The organism is Paraburkholderia caribensis, assembly GCF_002902945.1.
GTDB lineage: Bacteria > Pseudomonadota > Gammaproteobacteria > Burkholderiales > Burkholderiaceae > Paraburkholderia > Paraburkholderia caribensis.
The window spans coordinates 2,056,146-2,078,266 of sequence record NZ_CP026101.1 but is presented as its reverse complement, the minus strand read 5'-3'; the positions used below and the strand labels follow the sequence as shown (position 1 = coordinate 2,078,266).

Genomic DNA, 22,121 nt, shown 5'->3' with positions numbered 1-22,121 from the left:
AGTGCTTATCCCTGGATAATCGATTTCGGAATCGGGGATGATGTCTGCATAATGTAATATATGTATTAATTATGATTGAATACGGTTTGCTATTCGTAATAAACGGGAATAACAATTGCTGCCCGCTTTTTTCTCGCAACGCCTGTATTTAAAGCCGCGCACGCTGGCCGATCTCGACGATTGCATCGCGATGGATCGCGATCCCGAGGTCACGCGGCATATCGATGGTCCATGGCATGAGCCGGATGCGCATCGACGGTTCGTCGTGGATCGCCTCACCCGCGCGTATCCGGATGGGCTCGGCTACTGGTCGATTGCCGAACGGAGTGCGCCGGCCCGTTTTGTCGGCTGGGTGCTGCTGATTCCGGAAGACACGTATGGGCCGGAGGCGGAGATCGGCTGGCGCCTCGTGCGTGAAGCGTGGGGCAGAGGCATCGCCAGCGAGGCGGCGCGCGTCGTGATCGCCCATGCATTTGGCACGGTTGGGCTGCATTCGGTGGTGGCGGGTATCGCCGAAGGCAATCTCGCTTCGCAGCGCGTTGCGCAGAAGTTGGGGATGAGGCGTGAAGGGAGCGTGGGCGGATATGTCCGGTTCAGGTCGGACGCGCGCTGACTTGAGCGCTTGAGCAGTCGTCGTTCAGGCTTGGGCGATGTTCGTGAAGTATGAACACGCGAAATCACCGAACACGCGACGTGGGCCGTTGCGTTGCCGATCGGCCGCGGTGAGGCTGCCCCAAAAACAAAAAACCCCGCAGGCTTATCGCTTAGCGGGGTGATCTGTTCAGCTTGAGAGAGTGGTGCCCAGGAGAGGACTCGAACCTCCACGGTGTTGCCACCGCTAGGACCTGAACCTAGTGCGTCTACCAATTCCGCCACCTGGGCACGTCTCAAGCTAGACCGCTATTTTAACGAGAAGAATCTGCGTGTCAATCGGTATTTTGAAAACGCTTCATCTTTTCGTCAGGTTGTTCGCGCATCAAATGACTCGACGATCAACCGTTACTGCAACTTCCTGCCGTGCTTCGTCGCGATCTTGAAACCGCCGCGAAGCGCAATGCTCTCACTACAATGAAAAACCGCCCGAAGGCGGCTTTTCATTTGAATCTGGTGCCCAAGAGAGGACTCGAACCTCCACGGTGTTGCCACCGCTAGGACCTGAACCTAGTGCGTCTACCAATTTCGCCACCTGGGCAAGGTGCGTTTGAAGCAGAGACCGAGATTATAGCGGGTCGAAGAAGCGTGTCAAGCATTTCGCGAAAACATTCGCGTGACGGCCGCCATGCTCGCGCGGGAGCGTGGCGCGCGTCGCGCAGTCGCCCGCCGGGCGGCGCGTAGCGGGCGAGACGGGTGTTAGAATCGCCGCAGTAGCAGGCTGGCGCCGGGCACCCGTGCGCGGCCCCGCGTGACGGGCCGGCGGGTCTCAGTGGAGGCCTCGCTCAGGGCCGCATTCGCGGCAGCACGGTTGTCGACGGTCAGAGAGCAGTCGCAGTCAACAAAGTCACAAGAGCAGCAGTTGCAGTTCAAGTTCAGTTAGAGCAGCGTCATCCATCCGCCGACGTCCACGCAACGAGAACAATCATCGACAAGCCCTTGAGCAAATATCCGTATCCGATTCCAAGCCGCGAAGAAATCCTCGGCGTGCTACGCACGAGTGAAACGCCGCTTGCAGCGAACGACATCGCCGAAGCACTGTCGATCAAGCGCCAGGAGCGCGAAGGGTTTTTCAAGCGCCTCGCCGCGATGGAGCGCGATGGCCAGATCAGACTCGATCAGCGCGGCCATTATCAGTTGACTCATCCGTCGAACTTCGTCGCGGGCCGCGTGCAGGGCCATCGCGACGGCTACGGCTTTCTGATCCGCGACGACGGCCAGGACGACCTGTTCCTGCCGACGGGCGAAATGCAGAAGGTCATGCACAACGATCGCGTGCTGGCGCGTATCGTCGGTTATGACCGGCGCGGGCGTCCCGAAGGCCATATCGTCGAGGTGACCGACCGCGCGAACAAGCGCGTGATCGGCCGCCTGCTGAACGAGAACGGCGCGCTGATCGTCGCGCCCGAAGAGAAGCGCATCGGCCACGACATCCTGATCACGCAGAACACGAAGAAGGCGAAGGTCGGGCAGGTGGTGGTGGTCGAGTTGACGGACTTTCCGAGCCGCCATTCGCAGCCGCTGGGGCGCGTCGTCGAAGTGCTCGGCGACATCGACGACCCCGGCATGGAAATCGAAATCGCCGTGCGCAAATACGGTGTGCCGCACGAGTTCAGCCAGGCTGCCCTCGACGCCGCCGCGAAACTGCCCGACGAAGTGCGTCCCGTCGACATGAAGCATCGCGTCGATCTGCGCGATGTGCCGTTGGTTACGATCGACGGCGAAGATGCGCGCGACTTCGACGATGCTGTCTACTGCGAGCCGGTGAAAGTGGGGCGCGGCGACGGCTTCCGCCTGATCGTCGCGATCGCCGACGTGTCGCATTACGTGCTGCCCGACGGCGGCCTCGATGTCGATGCCGTCGAACGCAGCACGTCGGTGTATTTCCCGCGCCGCGTGATTCCGATGCTGCCGGAGAAGCTGTCGAACGGTCTGTGCTCGCTGAACCCGCAGGTCGACCGCTGCGTGCTGGTGTGCGACATGGTCATCACCGCGCGCGGCGAGATCAAGGCGTACCAGTTCTATCCGGGCGTCATGCATTCGGCCGCGCGTCTCACGTACACGGAAGTCGCGGCCGTGCTGACCAACACGAAGGGTCCGGAGGCGACGCGCCGCGCCGCTTTGCTGCCGCAACTGCAGAACCTGTACGGCGTCTACAAGTCGCTCTTCGCCGCTCGCCAGAAGCGCGGCGCGATCGACTTCGATACGACGGAGACGTATATCGTCTGCAATGCGCAGGGCAAGATCGAGCAGATCGTGCCGCGTCATCGCAACGACGCGCACAAGCTGATCGAGGAATGCATGCTGGCCGCGAACGTCTGCGCGGCCGACTTCATGAAGCGCAACAAGCACCCTGGCCTCTACCGCGTGCACGCGGGGCCGACGGCGGAGCGCCTCGAAAACCTGCGCACGTTCCTGCGCGGCATGGGCCTGACGCTCGGCGGCGGCGACACGCCGCACGCAAGCGACTACGCCGCGCTGATGGCGCACATCCGCGATCGTCCCGATGCGCAGATGCTGCAGACCATGCTGTTGCGCTCGATGCAGCAGGCCGTCTACAGCCCGGACAACATCGGCCACTTCGGTCTCGCCTATGAGGCGTACGCGCACTTCACGAGCCCGATCCGCCGCTATCCCGATCTGCTCACGCACCGCGCGATCTATGCGATCCTGCAAGGCCGCAAGTATGAGCCAAAGGCGCCGCACGGCGTCGAGCTGAACACGGCGCTGTCGCCGCGAGCCCGCGCATTGCAGGCGGAAGACGAGAAGCGCGGCAATCGCACCAATCGCGGCCGTCCGAACGCGGCGATCTGGGAAGAGTTCGGCCTGCACTGCTCGGCGAACGAGCGCCGGGCGGACGAAGCATCGCGCGACGTCGAAGCGTGGCTCAAGTGCTATTTCATGCGCGACAAGCTCGGCGAAGAGTATGGCGGCATGGTGAGCGGCGTGACGTCGTTCGGCATCTTCGTGCAACTCGATGCGCTCTTTATCGAAGGGCTCGTGCATGTGACGGAGCTCGGCTCGGACTACTTCCAGTACGACGAGATCAAGAACGAACTGCGCGGCGAGCGCACGGGCATCCGTTATCGCCTGTCGGATCGTGTGCGGGTGCAGGTGAGCCGCGTCGATCTCGACGCGCGCAAGATCGATTTCCGTCTGGTGCGCGACACGCCGGTGAAGTCGCAGTCGCATCGCGGCAACCCGGTGGAGAAGGCGAGCGATACTGGCGGCCCGCGCGTGCGTTCCGTCGATCGCACGGCGCCCGTCGACGGCGCGCGGCGCAAGAAAGCGGCACCCGCGCAGACAGCGGCCGTGAAGGAAGCACGCACGGCGCGCAAGGCGGCGGCGTCGAAGAAGCGCGCGGCGTCGAAGTCGACCGCGAAGCCGGTGCACAAGAAGCGTTGATTCCGTAGTAACGCCGCGCGCGCGTCATGCGTGCGCGGCGCTCATTCTCATCGGGCGCGCCCTGAACTGTTCGACTGGTTTGGTCAGGTGCGCTCATTCAAAGGTTGTTCTAGTCATGTCACGTCTCAAGGTTCTCTACGGTTTTCATGCGGTGACGGCACGCTTGCGTCACGATTCATCGACGGTCGAAGAAATTTATTACGACCAGAGCCGCCGCGATCGCCGGATGAACGAGTTTCTGGCCGTGGCGAAAGAGGCGGGAGTGCGCCTGATTGCTGCCGACGAGACGCGGCTGTGGGGGCTTGCGCATACCGAGCGGCATCAGGGCGTGGTAGCGCGTGCGGGCGATCTGCCTTTGGCGCAGAACCTTGCCGAGCTGCTCGATGGCGTTCAGGGGCCGGCATTGTTGCTGGTGCTGGATGGGATTACGGACCCGCACAATCTCGGCGCGTGTTTGCGGGTTGCCGACGCGGCGGGCGCGCATGCGGTGATTGCGCCGCGCGATCGGGCTGTGGGGTTGAATGCCACGGCGGCGAAGGTTGCGAGCGGTGCGGCTGATACGGTGCCGTACATTACCGTGACGAATCTGGCTCGCGCGTTGCGGGAGTTGAAGGATGCGGGGGTTTGGGTCGTTGGCACTGCTGGGGAGGCGACAGCGTCGCTGTATGAGACGAAACTCGATGGGCCTGTAGCGCTGGTTATGGGTGCCGAAGGGGAAGGGATGCGCAGGCTTACCCGCGATACGTGTGATGAGGTGATGAATATTCCCATGGCTGGGTCGGTGGAGAGCCTTAACGTTTCCGTTGCGTCAGGGGTTTGTCTGTTTGAAGCGGTGCGGCAGAGGGGTGTTAAGAAGTAGGTTTTTTTTGTCTGCGACGTGGGGTGGCTTTTTTGGCGGTGTGGTGGGGGTGTTGCGCGGGCGGTTTGGTTTGGTTTGCTTTGCTTTGCCTGTTCGGGCTGGTATCCGCGTTCTGCCTTTGCGCTGGCATTCGCGGTTTTGGGTTTTGGGTTTTGCGCTGGCATCCGCGATTCGTTAGCGTGCTTCACGCGTCGCCCCTGTGCGGGGCGGCACCTACTTTTCTTTGCCGCCGCAAAGAAAAGTAGGCAAAAGAAAGCGGCTCACACCGCCAGTGCTTGACGGTTATCCACGGGCCCCCAACGTCCCCACGCTTCACTCGGCAACGCCTTGGCTGGTGCCCGTTGCCAACGCTTCAAACAGGCGCCTCACCCGCTTCAGACACCCGTACAAGGGTTGGCGGCAGCGAATCGTATGTGCCGCCCAGGTGGCAAACTGTGTGTAGGTTGTCGCGTCGTATAGGGTAGCGCTCTTACAGGGTGGAACACGTGCGCTATCGGTCCGGAGTGATGCGTGTGGGGCACCGAGGGCCGACACACAGTTTGCCACCTGGGCGGCGGTGGACTGTCTGGCACGACATGCTGAAATGCGGGTGCGTGAAGAGGGTGAGGCGCTCATTCAGAGCGTTGGCAACGAACGTGGGTCACGTGATTGCCGTGTGAAGCGTAAGACCCTTTGGGGGCCCTCAGGCAAGAACTAGGTCTGGCGGTGTGAGCCGCTTTCTTTTGCCTACTTTTCTTTGCGGCGGCAAAGAAAAGTAGGTGCCGCCCCGCACAGGGGCGACGCGTGAAGCGAGCTAACGAATCGCGGATGCCAGCGAAAACGCAAAAAACACCGAAGGGCGTAGCCCGCGCCACGAAGGCACAACCCGGCTGCCAGCGCAAAATCCGAAACACCAAACGGCATAGCCCGCGCCACAAAGGCCAAAACCGCTAAAAGCCAGAGAACGAAAAAGACCACCAGCAATGAAACCCACCTCAATCCTCCAGGCACTGCTAGCGCTAGCAGCAACCCTTCTAACATCAGCCTGCACCCCGACCATCATCCACCACACCACGTACTACACAGACACGTCGCGCACAGCGCAATACCAGGACACCCGCATCCGTTTCCTCGTGATGCACTACACCGAGATCGACGAAAAGCAATCGCTAGACGTCCTGACCCACGAACAGGTCAGCGCGCACTACGTAATCCCCGATCATCCACAAGAAAAAAACGGTGAACCCATCGTCTGGCAACTGGTGCCGGAATCACAACGCGCCTGGCACGCAGGCCTCAGCTCCTGGCAAGGCACGACAGAACTGAACGCCGCCTCGATCGGCATCGAAAACGTCAACCTCGGACCCGTCGACACCCCGCAGGGCCGCACCTGGCAACCCTATCCGCCGGAACAGGTGAACGCGATGATCCGCCTGGCAAAAGACATCGTCACGCGATACAACATTCCGCCGACGCGCATCGTTGGCCACAGCGACATCGCGCCCCAACGCAAGATCGATCCAGGCCCGCTGTTCCCGTGGAAGCAACTCTACGATGCAGGCGTCGGCGCATGGCCCGACGATGCCACCGTCGCAAAAGAACTCGCGGGCCGCGATCCGCATGCGCCCACGGACGTCCGCGCGCTCCAGCAAAAGCTCGCACGCTATGGCTATGAAGTCGCGACGGACGGCGTGCTCGACGACCGGACGCGCCGCGTGTTCGCCGCGTTCCAGATGCATTTCCGTCCCGCCGATTACTCCGGGAACCCCGATGCTCAATCCGATGCGATCGCGCAGGCACTGCTCGACAAGTACACGCAGACCGCCGCCCCGGAACCGGTGCGGCCCGCGCCATGAAAGTACGGCTCAGGTGCACGCATCCAGATGCGCAATAAATCCGGCTGCGCGCCGCGACTCCGGTAAACTTGCAGTTTTCCGCTTGCCCTGGCATTTCCCATCATGACTCAAGACGAACTCAAGCAACTGGTCGGCCAAGCCGCCGCCGACTACGTGATCGCAAACGTGCCCGAAGGCGCCATCATCGGCGTCGGCACCGGCTCGACGGCGAACTGCTTCATCGACGCGCTCGCCGCGCACAAGTCGCGCTATCGCGGCGCGGTGTCCAGCTCGGTCGCGACGACGGCGCGCCTGCAATCGCACGGCATCCAGGTGTTCGATCTGAACGACATCGAATCGCTGCCCGTCTACGTCGACGGCGCCGATGAAATCGATCACAGCGGCGCGATGATCAAGGGCGGCGGCGGCGCGCTCACGCGCGAGAAAATCGTCGCGTCGGTGTCGGAGAAGTTCGTCTGCATCGCGGACGCGAGCAAGGTCGTCGACGTGCTCGGCCAGTTTCCGCTCCCCATCGAAGTCGTGCCGATGGCGCGCACGGCGATCGGCCGCCGCGTGACGGCGATGGGCGGCGTGCCCGTCGTGCGCGTGACGAAGGACGGCTCGCCGTACATCACCGACAACGGCAACGAAATCCTCGACGTCAAGGGCCTGCGCATCAGCGATCCGCGCACGGTCGAAACGCATATCAATGCATGGCCGGGTGTCGTGACCGTGGGCCTGTTCGCCACGCGCGGCGCGGATCTCTGCCTGCTCGGCACGGCCAACGGCGTCGAGACGATCGACTACCCGAATCGCTGACACCGGCAGCCCTCGCGTCGTGCCGTCGTGCTGACGACGCGGCGCGACGCCAGGACGGCCCGCAGGGCTGCTCCGTACTCTCCCTTCCAATGCAAGCGGTCCACGCCCGACAGCTGGGCCGCGTCCATCCCGTCACGCTTGCGTCGCACTGAATCGGCAGCGGTATTCCAGACGCGCGGCGAGTCGAGCGACGACAGCATGGCGCGAAACGTATCTCGCCACATTCCCCATCCGGGTATACGCGCGCATGCTTCGACGTGCGTCGGATCTCGCGCAAGTCGTTAAGATTGCCAATCGAAAGCGTCGCGGACGCGTCGGCCAAAGAGCGCGCGCGTTCCCGGGTGCATCGCGAATGGATCGTAGTGAGCCTGAACGCAAGCATATGTACGCTCGCGCACACTGCGTGCGTGCGCCCGGGCTGACTGACGATCGATAGACGTGGCTCGCGCCTTCGCGCGGCGCTCTGCGAGTGCTTTTCGAACACGGCGAAGCAGCGCAGCCGCGTGAACTGTCTGGCAAAACGGCGACGTCGAACACACCATTCGCGCTCGCCGCGTGTCTCGTCGAATCGCAGAATCGCAGAACATTTTTCTCGATCTCGACAATCACCCCGCAGCGATTTCAACCCTTCACACACCTTCACACACGCGTTGCGTGCGCTCTCGCACGCAACGCGCAATGTTGTTGCCGCATCCAATCGGGTTGCAGAAGGCGCATCCGACGATCGCGAATCGTTGGTGGGATTGCGCACGGAATCACTTTTGCCATCCCCGTACCTTATCGATGTGATTTACGCATTGCCTGCCTGCTTCGACGGCGGACGGCGATATCACAGGGGACCGCGCAAAGTGGGCGGCACACGAAAGCAAAAGCGGGTACGTGCGGCGGCAAACGGGCATAGCAAGGTTGCTGCCGGATACGACGGCTTTCGCAGTGCGAGCGACGACTGGGCGAACAGCGGCGGCTAAACATCAACCATTGAACACGCGACGCAGTGGGGTAGGAATATGTCCGAGCTGGTGCATCGTGCGATCGATATCGCGCTAATCGTGCTGGGCGCTTTCGGCGCACTGCACTTGAACCTGAACTTCAACGTGGCGGCAGTGGGTCCTGCACATCAGCTCGACCCCACGCTCGTCGCGTTCGTCGCGGCACTCGCGTTATCGGTGTTTCCAGCGTGTGGAACCTATCCGCCGCGAGGGCGGCATCCCGTCGCGAGCGTTGCCGGCCGCACGGCATTTGCATGGCTCGCCGTGCAACTCTGCGGGCTTGCCTTGCTCTACGCCATTCATCGCGACAACCTGATTTCCATGCCGTGGTTCATCTACTGGACACTCACCACGGGCATTTCGCTGCTCGCCTCGCATACGCTCTTCTTTGCGGAATTCAGCGTGGCCCGTCAGGCGACCGCATGGCTCAGGCGCGAGGACGCCGACCACGATCCCGTCGAAACCGAGCCGCATAAGGGCTCGGTCAGGCATGCCGTCAAGCGGGTCTTCGACGTCACGGTCGGCCTGACGATGATCCTGGCGCTGCTGCCCTTGCTCGTGCTGATTGCGCTGGTCGTGAAGCTGGACGGCGGCCCGTCGATCTACGGCCATACCCGCGTGGGCCGCAACGGCGAAAAGTTTCGCTGCCTCAAGTTCCGCTCGATGGTGGTCAATTCGCAGCAGGTGCTCGAAGAGCTGCTCGCGAACGATCCCGTGGCGCGCGCCGAGTGGGAGCGCGAGTTCAAGCTGAAGAACGACGTGCGCGTGACGCGCATCGGCCACTTCCTGCGCCGCTCCAGCCTCGACGAACTGCCGCAGCTATGGAACGTCGTGCGCGGCGAAATGAGCCTGGTCGGCCCGCGTCCGATCGTTGCCCAGGAACTGGAGCGCTACGGCGCCAACAGCAAGTACTACCTGATGGCGACGCCGGGCATTACGGGTCTCTGGCAGGTGAGCGGGCGCTGCGAAACCGACTACGCCACGCGCGTGTCGCTCGACGTCACCTACGTGAAGAACTGGTCGCTGCATAGCGACATCGGCATTCTCTTCAAGACGATCCTGGTCGTCATCAAGGGGAATGGCGCTTACTGACTTTGCAGTCTGAACGCCGCCCGCGGCAACACGGGCAGGGCATGTGCGAGAGGGCATCGCCAAGGCATCGTGGAACGAGTAGCACCGGGCCCGTATCTGCTGCGCACGGTACGCAGCGGGACAGCCAACACGCAACAGGGGGTTAGACCATGCAACTCAAGCGAGTTTGCGAGAACTGGAAGACACAGGCGCGCACCGCGCGCCTGTGCTCGTGGTGGCGAACGGTTCGCGCGCGTGCGAGGCTCGACCTTGCACGCGCAATCCGTCTGGTCGCATCCGGATGGGCAGCGCCCGCAGCCGCGGCTGTGCTGCTGTCGGGATGCGCGCTGTCGCCGGGGATGACATTCAGAGGTATGCCTTCGGGCAACGCCGTTGGGGCGGCGGGTGCCGCGCAGGCCGCGGCAGGCCGCGCAGGTTCGCAGGATGCGACGGGCAGTGATGGCGCACCCGCGGGCTCGCTCGTCGAAATCACCGATGACCTGGTCGCGAAGCAGCAAGAGGAACGGCCAACAGGCGTGTCGGCCGATGTGCGTAACCTGTTCGCAAAGGCGGAGCCTTATGTGATCGGGCCGGGTGACGTCCTCAGCATCGTCGTGTGGGACCACCCGGAACTCAGCATGCCGGCGGCAACGACGGGAGGCGGACCGAGCACGTCGGGCGCCCCTGCCGTCGCGCCGGGCTATACGGTCGATACGAATGGCTTCATCCAGTACGCCTATATCGGGCCCATCAAGGTGCAGGGGCTCTCGGAAATGGGCGTGAGGGACATGCTCACCGCCAGGCTGGCCCGCTACGTCAGGCAGCCGCAGATGACGGTGCGCGTCGAGACTTACCGTAGCAAGCGCGTCTATCTCGACGGCGAAGTGAAAACGCCGGGCGTGCAGGTGCTCAACGACGTGGCGATGACGCTTCCCGAAGCGATCAACCGGGCAGGCGGTTTTACCGACAAGTCGGATCGATCGAAAGTGTCGCTGACGCGCGGCGACGAGACGGTGCTCGTCGATATGCCGGACATGATCCGCAACAACGTGAACCCGGACCGGATCATCCTGCGCGATGGCGACCTGGTCCGTGTTTACGCGCAGAACGACAGCAAGGTCTTTGTGATTGGTGAAGTCCAGCGTCCCGGCGGGCTGCCGTTCAACAACGGGCGCATGACGTTGAACCAGGCGCTGGGCGACGCGGGCGGCATCAGCCAGACTTCCGGCGACGCGTCGCAGGTATACGTCGTGCGTGGCCGCGAGGTGAGCAAGCGCGTGGTCTACCACCTCGACGCGACCTCGGCATCCGCGATGGCAACGGCCGATTCGTTCGAACTCAAGCCGAACGATGTCGTGTTCGTCGACGCTTCCTCGCTCGTCAAGTGGAGCCGCGTCATTGGTCTGATCCTGCCGGCCACCCAGGCGGCGTCGGCGACCCGGGCACTCGGCTACTGATAGTTGTATATCCATGCACGTGCCCGGCGCGCTCGCGGGCACCGACGGAGAGATAGATTGAAACAACGTGAATATCTGCTAGAGGGGTCGGTCGACGACGGCGTACTGCCGCCGGAGGGCGGGTATGTCGGCAAGCTTCTCGACACCCTGTATGAAGGCCGCAAGACCATTGTCATCATCGCGTCGCTCTTTACGCTCGTGGGCCTCGTCTACGCGATGCTCGCGCGTCCTGTCTATCAGGCCGACATGCTCATCCACGTGGAGGATAGCGATGGCGCCGCGAAAAACGCACTAGCCGATGTGTCGTCGATGTTCGCGGTGAAGACCGCGGCCTCGGCGGAGATCGAAGTGCTGCGCTCGCGGATGGTCGTCTCGCGTGCTGTCGAAGCCACGCAGCTTTATATCAACGCGTCGCCGCGCTATTTCCCGGTGGTGGGCCGATGGATCGCGACGCACCTGAACGTGTCGAGCTGGTCGGGCCGTGGCGGCTACGCTTGGGGCGACGAGGCAATCACCGTGGCGCGCTTCGACGTGCCCGACCGGATGCACGGGGCGAAATTCATCGTCACGCTGAAAGGCAACGGCGAGTACGCGCTTGTGCACAATGGCATGGACCTGCCAGGCCGGGTCGGCGAGACGCTGCACGCCGAGGTGCCGGGCGGCGCGATCGACCTGCTGGTGAGTGCAATCGACGGACGCCCCGGCGTCACCTTCGAGCTGTCACGCTCGTCCGCGCTTGCGGCGACCCTCGATCTGCAAAGCAGGCTGATGATCTCCGAGAAGGGCAAGGAGTCGTCGGTGATCGGCGCGGCACTGGAAGGCGGCGACCCGGTGAAGACGAGCATGATCCTGAATGCGATCGGCAACGAGTACATGCGGCAGAAAGTGCAGCGCACGCAGGAAGAAGCCGAGAAGTCGATCGCGTTCCTCAACCAGCAATTGCCGGAGTTGAAGGCGAAGCTGGAGCAAGCCGAAGAAGAATACAACCAGTTCCGTTCGGAGCACGGTGCGGTCGATCTGGGCGCGGAAGCCTCTGCCTTGCTGCAGAGCTCGGCGCAGGCGCAAAACCGCATCGCCGAGTTGCGGCAGCAGCGCGCCCAGCTCGACGCGCGCTACATGCCCGACAACCCCGCACTGATTGCGACGAACGGGCAACTGGAGGAGGCCGAGAAGGCGCTGGCCGAACTGGCCGCGCAGACCAAGCGGCTGCCGCCCCTTGAGCAGAGCGTGCTGCGGCTGCAACGCGAAGTCCAGGTCGACACGAACATCTACACGAACCTGTTGAACACCAAGGAGCAGTTGCGTCTGGCCAAGGCGGGCAAAATCTCGAATGCACGTCTGATCGACAGCGCTGCCGTGCCGGAGGGCCCGATCCGGCCCAAGCGCGCGCTGATCGTGGTGGCGGGTTCGCTCACGGGTCTGTTCGTCGGCGCGGCGCTCGTGCTGTTCAAGCGCAGGATGAATAGCGGTATCGCGATGGTCGACGAGATCGAGGCGGGCGCGGGTCTGCACGTCTATGCTTCCGTGCCGCGCAGCCGCGTGCAACAAATGCTCACACGGCGGCTGCCGGAGGGCCTGCCAGGTACGTGCAGCGTGCTGGCGCGCACGGCGTCGTTCGATTCGGCCGTCGAGAGTCTGCGCAGTTTCCGGGGTGCGCTCGAGTTCGCGTTGCGCGATGCGCCCAACCACGTCGTCTTGCTCGCCGGCCCGACGCCGATGGTAGGCAAGTCGTTTGTGTCGGTGAATCTGGCGGCGCTGCTCGGTTCGTCCGGCCACCGTGTGCTGCTCATCGACACGGACCTGCGGCGCGGCACGCTGAACGCCCACGTAGGCGTGCGTGCGAGCCCGGGTATCACGGACATCATGCAGGGCGCACACTACGATGCCGTGGTGCATCGGAGCATTATGCCGGGTGTCGACTTCGTCGCGAACGGCGGTTATGTGACCAATGCGGCCGAGCTGCTTCGGCATCGCAACTTCGCGCGCTTTGTCGAATGGGCCGACAGCGAGTACGACGTCGTTCTGATGGACGCGCCGCCTATTCTGCCCGTTGCCGATCCAGGCATCGTCGCCCATCTGGCGGGCATGGTGTTCCTGGTTGCGCGCCAGGGTGTGACGAGCGTATCGGAGCTGCGCGAATCGGTGCGCCGTTTTGAACAGATCGGTGTACCGATCCGCGGTGTCGTCTTCAACGACATGACGTCGCGGCCCGGCAAGTACGGCAGCGAATATGCCGCCTATGGCTACGCGAGCTACAGCAATACGGGCGGCGACGCAGCGCGCGGAACCTGAACGCGGAAGCCCGGCCGTGTCACGGGCAACTCGCACTACGATCGCTGGGGGCACCGGGGGCAATCGGGTCGGCGCTCGCGTGCGAGGCCACACGGGCCATGGCGATCGATGTCCGATCGAAGTGCCGCTCGCGGAAGTTCATCTTGAGCATCTGCAATTGCGTATCGTAGGTGCTAAAGGAAAGTGAACCCAGCCATCTGTTTGCGTCATCGACGGGTGCCAGTCGAGATGGCGCAAACGCTGCTCCCCGATTCCGACGACGTGTCGCATCCCCGGGCGGTCCGGGAGGTGCCGGCGCCGCCGTTCACCAGAGGCGCAACCCGCACACCGGGGTACGCCGATCCTCTCGAACCTGGGCAGATCGCTCGCCGGCGTGGAGTTCAGCACGCCTCGCGCTCACGACGTCATGTCAGCAACCGGGGTCATCGACATTGCATTGCATGGCGCGGGCGACGGTGCGCTCTCGTTCCTTGAAGGCCGCACAATCCTGCTCACCTGAGCCCGCTGGGGAATTTGCGTGAAACACATGTCCGGGCACGACGATAACGGCGTGCGCTATCTTAGGCTTCTTCCCAACGTGCTTTGAAAAGATGAGATGCGATGTGTTCGACCCGCCAAATTGGTGAGCCGCACACATCTTCCGACTGCGCACTGATCGTGCACAGGTCGTGCGTGCTTCGCGGGTCAGCGTGCGTCCTGGTTGACAGGCGCATTGCGCGCCGTCTGGTCATCGGCGGTCATGAGCTTGTGGTTGAAGCCTGCCAGTCTGGCTGGCTCCGCGCAACCGTATGTCCGGTACGCTCTGCAAGAGCCGGCGTGCGCTCTTGTGCAGCGGCCTGTCGACGAACCAGTAGAGTGCTCCGCCCACGGCTATCGCCACGATGATGATCGCCGTCACCGCGACGGGCCCGGTGGCGTCAACGCCATCGAACGCCGACGTCAGTAGCTTGCGCGCGGCTTCGACACAGTACGGATGGCTAAGATAGATGGCGTAACTGGCGTCGCCGACGAATATCGCCCCTTTGGTGAGCGGGCCAGAGCCTATCGCCGGTTCGAGACTCAGGCTGCAAACGACCAGCAGGAAAGCCGGAACGCCGAAATACAGCAGGTGTGAGTCCGACAGGGCGTTCCAGCTCACGTATGCCATCCACGTGTAGGCCGCGACTGCTATGCCGCCGGCAAGCGCCGGCTTCATCCGCAGCCCGCGGTTCCACAGCCGGTAAACCACGAAGCCCAGCGGAAATTCGAAGATGCGCTGAAGCGAATAGAATTCGGCAATCGCGCCATGTGAACGGGATGCATTCGCCGCGACAAATATCACGAGGATCAGCGCCGACGCGAACAGCAGCCGGTAGCGGCGCATCAGCACCAGCGAAATGGCCGCGACCACGTAGAACATCATCTCGTAGTTCAGCGTCCAGCCGACAAACAACATCGGGAAGATAAAGCCACTCTCCTTGCGATAGGGGATGAAAAACAGCGACTTCAGCAGGTTTCCGAAGGAAGCTGTGGTCGAGTTGAACAGGGAAGGCGCGATGAGCGTGCCGGCGAGCACCACAAGCGTGAGCACCCAGTAGAGCGGCACGATTCGGGCAATGCGGTCAGAGAGGAAGCGCTGTGCGGTGATGCGGGGGCTGTCCAGCACGAGTGCGATGACGAAACCGCTCAGCACGAAAAATATGTCGACGCCGAATTCTCCGAGCGCGTGCCCCGTCGGCACCATGATGTGATAGAAGATGACGGTTGTGGCGGCAATGCCTCGCAACACGGTAAGAGACTGTAGCTTGTTCATGTGTAGGGCGCGATTTGCACGTTTGCCAAGGCCAGCCGGAGTGGATGCTCTGCGATTCCGCGTTTATTCTGACATTGCAAGGGCGCACATGAGTGCGCAGTTTCGTGTGTGACCGTACGCAATCCGGTAATTTGTCGAATGGTACCGAGCGCTGCCAGCAAGAGATCCCAGACAGGAAACGCATTGGCGCCCGCGAGCAGGTGCCGCTCGACGTGCTCAGGTTCCCGGCGTGTCCGCGAGTGTGACTTCGAGCAGAATGACGTGGTCGGGTACGTCGATGGGGAGCTGGCGCACGTCGCGCTGGCTGTCGACAGGCGCGGCCGAAACAAGCGGATCGTACACGTCGACACGGCGCGCTGTCGCGCCGAAATCGACGTTGACGCGCGCTGGCGGCATGGTGACAGGCGTGCCCTTCGCGCGGTCCCAGATCCGCGATTCGTTCCATAGCACGAGCACGAAACGACCGTCCTTTTTCTGCAGCAGCAGACTGTTGGCCGATGGCGGCATGTCCGACAGCGTGTACGCGAGCGTGTTGCGCGCCGCGCTCTTCGCACGTGTGGGCGCGCTGGCGTTCAGGATCGTCGTGAGATTGCGAACCGCGTGGGCCACGGGCTTGGGACTGTTATCGAAGCGGAACATCCCGAAGTGCATTTCGCCGCTCTTGTTCTGCGGATCGGACTTTTCGTCGAGCAGTTCGTAGACATAGATCCGTTTCACGCCCGCTGCGGCGGAGTCCATATAACCGTTGAGAATGCCTTTGGCCTGGGTCGCCTCGTCGACACCGATCATGTACCAGCCCGACTGAGGCATCGAGAAGTAGCCGAATTCGGTGATGACGACGGGCAGATTGTATTTCTTGACGCTACCGATGGCCGAAGGGATCCAGCTGCCGCCGTGCGGTGCGTTATAGCTGGGTTGATCGCCGTTTTGCGGATAAGCATGCTGGTTTGCGTAATCGGCGGAACCCGCGCGCGTTTCGACTGACTTGACGTCGTAGCCAGTGAGGTCGTAGACGGGTACACCGGCAAGTGCCGGCGTGCTTCGCACGCGTGCGTAGATATCGCGCTGCGCGGCGAGGCCGGCAGGCATGCCGCTGAGGCCGCGATACGGAACCGGAAAGTTGTCGATCTCGTTGAAGCCTTCGATCGCCGCAACGCTGCCGGGCACGGCGGCGTTCAACTGCGCGGCCAGATCGACCGACTCCGCGATGTTCGAGCGCACCAGGAAGTTGAACCTGACGCCGCGTTGCGCGAGAAACACATAGCTTTCGAATGGCGCGCTGGGGCCGGGCGTGTAGTCGCGAACGTGGCGCAGGCCGAGCCAGTTCATATCGTCGGCGACGTTGCGCACATTGGCGTAGGCCCCGTCCGTATAGTTGACGTGGGTGACGACACCGAGCGTGTCGATGAAGGCGTCGACAGGCATGGCCCGCACGGGATCGGCAGCGTACGCGGCCGATGCCCACGCGAGCACGCAGAGGCTCGTAGCGAGACTTTCGACGGCGCGCGTGCCAAACCATCTGTGAGGCTTCGCCCGGCTTGCACGGCGTGAACTGCGAGAGGCCGACTGGCGGGCAGGCAGGGCAGGAATGCTTGCTACGGGATGCTTCACGGCGAATTCCTCGCGTGCGACGGCTGCCGGCTCCGGGCGCTTTGCGCCATGCCGGCATCGTCGATGGTTTTGCGTCGGTCGGAGGCGAATGCAGCCGTCATTCTGATGCGTTGCCGCATCCGTGGTGTGTGCGACGGCGAACGGATACCTGTTTCGCGGAGCATCGGATTTCACTTGCGATGCAAAAGGCGCGGTCCGTGGATAAATATCAGGCGTTCAGCAGCGGCATTGCATGCGCGAATTGGCGTGCCATGAGCGACGGCGAACATTCGCGGCAGGGGACATCGGACACACTTCAAGCCACATAACTAGTAAGGCGTGGCTTGTCGAATCCGGTCGTGTGTCGCGGTGACTTCGCGCACGGATGACGACCGGTCATGAGCGACACCTCGGACCCTGCCGATGACACACGTGCATACCCCCAACCTGTTGATCAATGGCCGCTTCCTTGGCCGACGTGCGACGGGTGTCGATCGTTTTGCATTCGAGACCATCCGGGCGCTCGATCAACTGATCGAGCTGCGCGATCCGCTTGTCGCCGGATTGCAGGTCGAGATCATCGTGCCCGAAGCACTGACTGCCTTGCCGAACCCATTTCTGCACGTCGGGCTGCGAGCCAGTGGGAAAGGCGGCGGTGTGCGTTGGGAGCAACTCGCGCTACCGCAGGCTGCGCGCGGTCGCCTGCTGCTCAACCTGTGCAACTCGGGACCGCTGATGTACCGCCGTCAGGTGACGGTCCTGCACGACGCGGCGCCCACGCGCGTGCCCGACAGCTACAGCCGGTCGTTTGTCGCCTGGTATCGCCTGATGGCGCCGCGCCTTGGCCGGGTATCGAAACGTGTCATTACCGTTTCGGAATTCTCGCGGCGCGAACTGTGTGACGCTTACCGGATTCCGGTTGGCAAGATTGGCGTGGTGTCGGAGAGCGGCGAGCACATGTTGCGCGTGCAAGAGGACGAAGGGACCGTGGCACCCACGCTGAATGGGCGTCCGTTCGTGCTTGCCGTCGGCAGCCTCAACCGTCACAAGAACTTTCAGCTCGTGGCCGAGGCTGCGCGCCTTATCGACGATGCGCAGTTCGACATCGTGGTGGTGGGCGGCGGCGATCCGCGCGTCTACGGGGCGGGCAAGGACGCGTTGCCCGCCTTTGTGAAGCACCTCGGCTACGTGAGCGATGGCGAACTGGCCGCGCTTTACCGGCGTGCCGCGTGCTTTGTCTATCCATCGCGCTACGAGGGCTTCGGGCTGCCGCCCGTCGAAGCGCTGGCACTGGGCTGTCCCGTCATCGCGTCGAGATTGCCCGCCGTACAGGAAGCGTGCGGCGATGCCGTGCTCTACACGTCGCCTGACGATCCCGCGGAACTGGCGCGCCTGCTCGAACGGATCACCGCCGACGCCGCGTTGCGTGCAAGCCTGCGCGAGCGAGGCCGCACACGGACGGAAGAACTGACCTGGCGCGCGACGGCTGCCAGGTTGATCGAGGAGATTTCGCCGTGGCTAATGTAACGCTTGCCCCAACCCCTGCTAACGACATACGTCGCTTTGGCCGCGTAGCGCTCGTGCATGACTGGCTCGCTGCGTATGCGGGCTCGGAAAAGGTGGTCGAGCAGATTCTTCAACTGTTCCCACACGCCGATCTGTACAGCGTCGTCGATTTTTTTCCTGAGGCGCAGCGCGACGTGCTGGGCGGCAAACGCGCGCATACCTCGTTCATCCAGCATCTGCCGCGCGCGCGCAAATCGTTTCGCCACTATCTGCCGCTGATGCCGCTGGCTATCGAGCAGTTCGACCTGTCCGGCTACGATCTGGTGATTTCGTCGAATCATGCGGTGGCCAAGGGCGTGCTGACGGGCCCGCATCAGGTCCACGTGAGCTATGTGCACTCGCCGATTCGCTACGCGTGGGATCTGCAGCATCAATATCTGGCCGAGGCGGGCATGCAGCGCGGCATGAAGAGCTGGATCGTGCGTCTGCTGCTTCATTACATGCGTATCTGGGATCACCGCACCGCGCATGGCGTGGATGCCTTTGTCGCCAATTCGGCCTTCGTGGGCCGGCGCATTCGCAAGGCCTACGGCAGCGACGCCACGGTGGTCTATCCGCCCGTCGATGTCGAACGCTTCGAACTCAGTACGGAGCGCGAGGACTTTTATCTGATTGCCTCGCGCATGGTCCCGTACAAACGCATCCCGCTGATCATCGAGGCCTTCGCGGCGATGCCTTCGCGGCGCCTCGTGGTGATCGGCGACGGCACGGATTTCGCGCGCGCCAAGGCATGCGCGACGCCCAATGTGACGCTGCTCGGCTATCAGCCCGATGCGGCACTGGTCGACTACATGCAGCGCGCGCGCGCATTCGTCTTTGCCGCGGAAGAAGATTTCGGAATTTCGGTCGTGGAAGCGCAGGCCTGCGGCACGCCCGTGATTGCCTTGGGCCGTGGCGGTGTGCGGGAGATCGTCGTCGAATCGCAGGATCCCGAACGGGCGACGGGGCTCTTTTTCGGCGAACAGAGCGTGGAGTCCATCGTCGATGCGGTGGAGCGCTTCGAACAGTCGCCGCCGTTCCGCGCGGAAGTGTGTCGCCGCAACGCGCTGCGCTTTACTCAGGAACGGTTCAGGCGCGAGTTCCTGAGCGTGGTGGAACGCGCGGTCGAAGACAGCAAAGTGTCCGCCGATCCGGCGCCGGAGATTCGCCGCTGGCGCTCTGCCTGAGCCGTGCAATACAGCAAGTCCGCTCGCGCATGCGTGCGGTGAATGGAGGGGGGAGCAGTGCCGTCAATATACGGAATCCTGGTCATCGTCATTGGGCTGCTGGTGCTCCATGGATCGTTTCGCGGCGCCGTTTACGCGATGGCGGTATTTTCGCTGTTTGCCATGACGCTTGCGCTGAGTCTGGGCACGATCGGCATCATGCCGGCGCAGCTCTTTCTCGTTTTCTTTGCCCTGAGGGCGTTCAATCTCGCTGGCGGAAAGGGAATCGGCGACGCGCTGTCGATGGAAAAGCCGGGCTTCTGGCTGCTCTGCACCTGCGTGTGGGGTGTCGCAGGCGCCGTTATCCTGCCGCGTCTGTTTCAGGGCGCGACGCTCGTCTTCCCGGTCGACCGCAGTGTCACGGGTGTCGCCGTGCTGCAGCCGCTCGGCCCCGTTTCCGGCAATCTGTCGCAGGCGATCTATCTGATCGGCGATCTCGTGGTGTATGCCTGCATGTATGTGTTTCTCAAGTATCGCGGTGCATACCGGGTATTGGCGAACGCCATTTTCCTGCTCACCATTCTCGACGTGTCGGCGGGCGTGATCGATTTCGTCACTCATGCTGCCGGTCTGGATGTGATGTCGGTCATCAAGACGGCTCAGTACGCCGATCTGAGCGGGGAAGAGTTGGGCGGACTGGTGCGTATCACGGGCACGTTCGCCGAGACTTCTGCGTTTTCGAGTTTCACGCTGCCGCTGTTCGTCTTTTGCCTCAATCTCTGGCTGCTCGATTATCGCGCGAAGCTGTCGGGGGCGCTCGCGATAGCGACGGGGACACTGTTGCTGATGTCCACTTCCGGCACGGCGTATGTCGGGCTGGCCATATACATGTGTGTCCAGGTGGTCAGCCGGCCCGGCCGTGTTTCGGCTGGCGCCGTCGCGCGCCAGCAGCGCATGTGGATCATCGCTGCCTGCGCGGGCGTGCTGGGCACGCTCTACGTGATCCTGTTCATGCCGGGCGTGGCGAAAACGCTGACCGATTTCGTCGACGCCACCGTCATGAACAAGGCGGGCAGCTCGTCGGGCATCGAACGGATGAGCTGGAACACGCAAGGCGTGACCAACTTCATCGACACGTACGGGGTAGGCGTAGGACTGGGCAGCATTCGCGCGTCGAGTTTCCTCGTCGTGGTGCTGGCAAACCTGGGCGCGGTCGGCGTGATCTGCTACGGGATGTTTATTGGCAAGGCGCTGCTGTCGCCTGTCTCGGCGCATTACCCGCCGACGGAACGCGCCGTCTGCCACGCGGCACGGCACGGCATGATCGCGACCTTGATCGTCGCTTCGCTTGCTGCTGGGGTGTTCGAGCTGGGCGCGACCTTCTACCTGTTTGCGGCCGCAGCGAGCGCACTGTCGCAACGTGCACCGAGACGCGCGCCCAGGCGCCAGGAATGGGCCACGCCGCGCATGCAGGGAAGAGCGCCCGGTGTTGTTTCTCGCATCCGTGAGCCGTAGCGCATGCATCACACGCTTCGGCTTTCAGGAAGCGCGCGTTTGCGTGGGGTAGGCAGCAGTGCTGCGTTTGCGGCATCGATAGCATGGACCCCGAGGTGCTGGCATGGCTTGCTCGCTGGCACGGTCGGGCGATCGAATCCCGCACAAGACGGACTGCCGTTGTCCGATTTCCAGAAAAACATGCATTGGCCGACGAGGTGAATGTTGAATTCGACTGTCTGTTCGCAAGTAGCCATGTCCGGGGAAATGAGTCTGCCATCGTCTGTCCGGCAAGCAAAGGTCTGTCTGATCTTCGCCACGCGCGGGCGCGCCGAAGTGCTTGAACGTGTCGTCGCCTTCGTCGATTCGCAGACTGTGCAGCCGGATATGATCATCATCTCCTGTGTTTCGGACGAGGATGCCGGCAAGCTCGCAAGCCGGCCCGGATTGCTCGTGCTCAAGGGCCAGCCCGGCCTGACCGTGCAACGTAACCATGCCTTGAAGCACGTGCCGGATGACACCGACGTCGTGGTCCTGCTGGACGATGATTTCCTGATGCACAGCCGATGGATCGCGGAAGTGCTCAAGACCCTGGATAGCGATCCCACTATTTCCTGCGTCACGGGAGCGGTACTCGCCGATGGTATCCATGGGCCGGGTTATTCCGTCGAAGAAGGGCAAGCCATCCTGGCAAGGGCGGACGTGCCGGAAAGCTTGCGGGTCGTTTCGACGGGCTGCCCCTACGGCTGCAACATGGCCTTTCGAGCTAGCAGCATTGCCGGACTCCGCTTCGACGAGCGTCTTGTTCTCTATGGCTGGCAGGAAGATCGCGACTTCGGCGGCCAGATCCTGAGTCGCGGCGGTCGCCTGGTGCGCATCAATACTGCACTCGGCGTGCATCTTGGCGTCAAGCGAGGCAGGGTGTCCGGCCGCAAGCTCGGCTATTCGCAGGTCATCAATCCGCTTTATCTGGTGAGCAAGAAGACCATGCCTTTGCGCGACGCACTCAATCATGTTCTGCGCAATGTCGGTAGCAACGTGGTGCGAAGTTTTGCGCCGGAGCCGTGGATCGACCGGCGAGGGCGGCTGGGCGGCAATCTGATCGGCCTGTGGGATTTCGTGCGAGGCAGGCTGACGCCCGAGCGGGCAGCAAAACTTTGAGGACCGGTGCTGCATG

The 22,121-nt window shown here is 62.9% G+C and carries 14 protein-coding genes and 2 tRNA genes; 12 read left to right on the top strand and 4 right to left on the bottom strand.

Annotated features, from left to right (window positions below; translation table 11 throughout):
• Positions 1-115 precede the first annotated feature (115 nt).
• On the top strand, positions 116-613 hold the full coding sequence (locus tag C2L66_RS09250; RefSeq protein ID WP_060600445.1) for a GNAT family N-acetyltransferase: 498 nt from the start codon (positions 116-118) through the stop codon (positions 611-613).
• A gap of 182 nt (positions 614-795) precedes the next feature.
• On the opposite strand, the gene C2L66_RS09245 is transcribed toward C2L66_RS09250, so the two are convergent.
• Together C2L66_RS09245 and C2L66_RS09240 are read right to left on the bottom strand one after the other, a co-directional pair.
• A tRNA-Leu gene (locus C2L66_RS09245) sits at positions 796-882 on the bottom strand.
• Positions 883-1,105: 223 nt separating this feature from the next.
• Positions 1,106-1,192: transfer RNA gene (locus C2L66_RS09240), tRNA-Leu, on the bottom strand.
• A gap of 398 nt (positions 1,193-1,590) precedes the next feature.
• On the opposite strand from C2L66_RS09240, the gene rnr reads away from it, so the two are divergent.
• From rnr to C2L66_RS09205, 7 genes are all read left to right on the top strand, one after another.
• Positions 1,591-4,056 carry a ribonuclease R gene (rnr, locus tag C2L66_RS09235; protein ID WP_060600447.1) on the top strand — a complete coding sequence of 822 codons (2,466 nt, stop codon included), beginning with the start codon at positions 1,591-1,593 and terminating at the stop codon, positions 4,054-4,056.
• Between the two features lie 115 nt (positions 4,057-4,171).
• Entirely contained in the window at positions 4,172-4,915 is a 744-nt protein-coding gene (gene rlmB, locus C2L66_RS09230) for a 23S rRNA (guanosine(2251)-2'-O)-methyltransferase RlmB (RefSeq protein ID WP_060600449.1), read from the top strand.
• Positions 4,916-5,877: 962 nt separating this feature from the next.
• On the top strand, positions 5,878-6,750 hold the full coding sequence (locus C2L66_RS09225) for an N-acetylmuramoyl-L-alanine amidase (RefSeq protein WP_060600451.1): 873 nt from the start codon (positions 5,878-5,880) through the stop codon (positions 6,748-6,750).
• Positions 6,751-6,852: 102 nt separating this feature from the next.
• Complete coding sequence (gene rpiA / locus C2L66_RS09220) at positions 6,853-7,548, top strand: ribose-5-phosphate isomerase RpiA (protein ID WP_054930306.1); 696 nt, start codon at positions 6,853-6,855, stop codon at positions 7,546-7,548.
• A 1,007-nt stretch (positions 7,549-8,555) separates the two neighbouring features.
• Positions 8,556-9,629, top strand: coding sequence for a sugar transferase (locus tag C2L66_RS09215; RefSeq protein WP_054930308.1), 1,074 nt, complete (start codon positions 8,556-8,558; stop codon positions 9,627-9,629).
• 149 nt (positions 9,630-9,778) lie between these two features.
• Complete coding sequence (locus C2L66_RS09210; protein WP_054930309.1) at positions 9,779-11,065, top strand: polysaccharide biosynthesis/export family protein; 1,287 nt, start codon at positions 9,779-9,781, stop codon at positions 11,063-11,065.
• A 3-nt stretch (positions 11,066-11,068) separates the two neighbouring features.
• Complete coding sequence (locus tag C2L66_RS09205; protein WP_233444897.1) at positions 11,069-13,357, top strand: GNVR domain-containing protein; 2,289 nt, start codon at positions 11,069-11,071, stop codon at positions 13,355-13,357.
• A 727-nt stretch (positions 13,358-14,084) separates the two neighbouring features.
• On the opposite strand, the gene C2L66_RS09200 is transcribed toward C2L66_RS09205, so the two are convergent.
• Together C2L66_RS09200 and C2L66_RS09195 are read right to left on the bottom strand one after the other, a co-directional pair.
• Positions 14,085-15,149 carry an acyltransferase family protein gene (locus C2L66_RS09200; protein WP_233444896.1) on the bottom strand — a complete coding sequence of 355 codons (1,065 nt, stop codon included), beginning with the start codon at positions 15,147-15,149 and terminating at the stop codon, positions 14,085-14,087.
• Positions 15,150-15,365: 216 nt separating this feature from the next.
• A complete protein-coding gene (locus tag C2L66_RS09195; protein WP_060602635.1) occupies positions 15,366-16,760 on the bottom strand; it encodes a glycoside hydrolase 5 family protein in 1,395 nt (464 codons plus the stop codon).
• A gap of 402 nt (positions 16,761-17,162) precedes the next feature.
• On the opposite strand from C2L66_RS09195, the gene C2L66_RS09190 reads away from it, so the two are divergent.
• The 4 genes from C2L66_RS09190 to C2L66_RS09175 all read left to right on the top strand — a co-directional run bounded on the left by C2L66_RS09190 (position 17,163) and on the right by C2L66_RS09175 (position 22,105).
• Complete coding sequence (locus C2L66_RS09190) at positions 17,163-18,266, top strand: glycosyltransferase family 4 protein (protein ID WP_054930314.1); 1,104 nt, start codon at positions 17,163-17,165, stop codon at positions 18,264-18,266.
• Entirely contained in the window at positions 18,254-19,471 is a 1,218-nt protein-coding gene (locus C2L66_RS09185; RefSeq protein ID WP_060600458.1) for a glycosyltransferase family 4 protein, read from the top strand. Before C2L66_RS09190 ends, C2L66_RS09185 begins: the two co-directional genes overlap by 13 nt.
• A gap of 57 nt (positions 19,472-19,528) precedes the next feature.
• On the top strand, positions 19,529-20,965 hold the full coding sequence (locus C2L66_RS09180; protein ID WP_227242514.1) for a hypothetical protein: 1,437 nt from the start codon (positions 19,529-19,531) through the stop codon (positions 20,963-20,965).
• A gap of 201 nt (positions 20,966-21,166) precedes the next feature.
• Complete coding sequence (locus C2L66_RS09175; RefSeq protein ID WP_227242513.1) at positions 21,167-22,105, top strand: glycosyltransferase family 2 protein; 939 nt, start codon at positions 21,167-21,169, stop codon at positions 22,103-22,105.
• The last annotated feature ends 16 nt before the right edge of the window (positions 22,106-22,121 follow it).

Excerpts from the sequence above, each read along its gene's own strand:
- rlmB (WP_060600449.1), top strand. The coding sequence starts at position 4,172 with ATGTCACGTCTCAAGGTTCTCTACGGTTTTCATGCGGTGACGGCACGC.
- C2L66_RS09225 (WP_060600451.1), top strand. The coding sequence starts at position 5,878 with ATGAAACCCACCTCAATCCTCCAGGCACTGCTAGCGCTAGCAGCAACC.
- rpiA (WP_054930306.1), top strand. The coding sequence starts at position 6,853 with ATGACTCAAGACGAACTCAAGCAACTGGTCGGCCAAGCCGCCGCCGAC.
- C2L66_RS09215 (WP_054930308.1), top strand. The coding sequence starts at position 8,556 with ATGTCCGAGCTGGTGCATCGTGCGATCGATATCGCGCTAATCGTGCTG.
- C2L66_RS09210 (WP_054930309.1), top strand. The coding sequence starts at position 9,779 with ATGCAACTCAAGCGAGTTTGCGAGAACTGGAAGACACAGGCGCGCACC.
- C2L66_RS09200 (WP_233444896.1), bottom strand. The coding sequence starts at position 15,149 with ATGAACAAGCTACAGTCTCTTACCGTGTTGCGAGGCATTGCCGCCACA.
- C2L66_RS09190 (WP_054930314.1), top strand. The coding sequence starts at position 17,163 with ATGACACACGTGCATACCCCCAACCTGTTGATCAATGGCCGCTTCCTT.
- C2L66_RS09175 (WP_227242513.1), top strand. The coding sequence starts at position 21,167 with ATGTTGAATTCGACTGTCTGTTCGCAAGTAGCCATGTCCGGGGAAATG.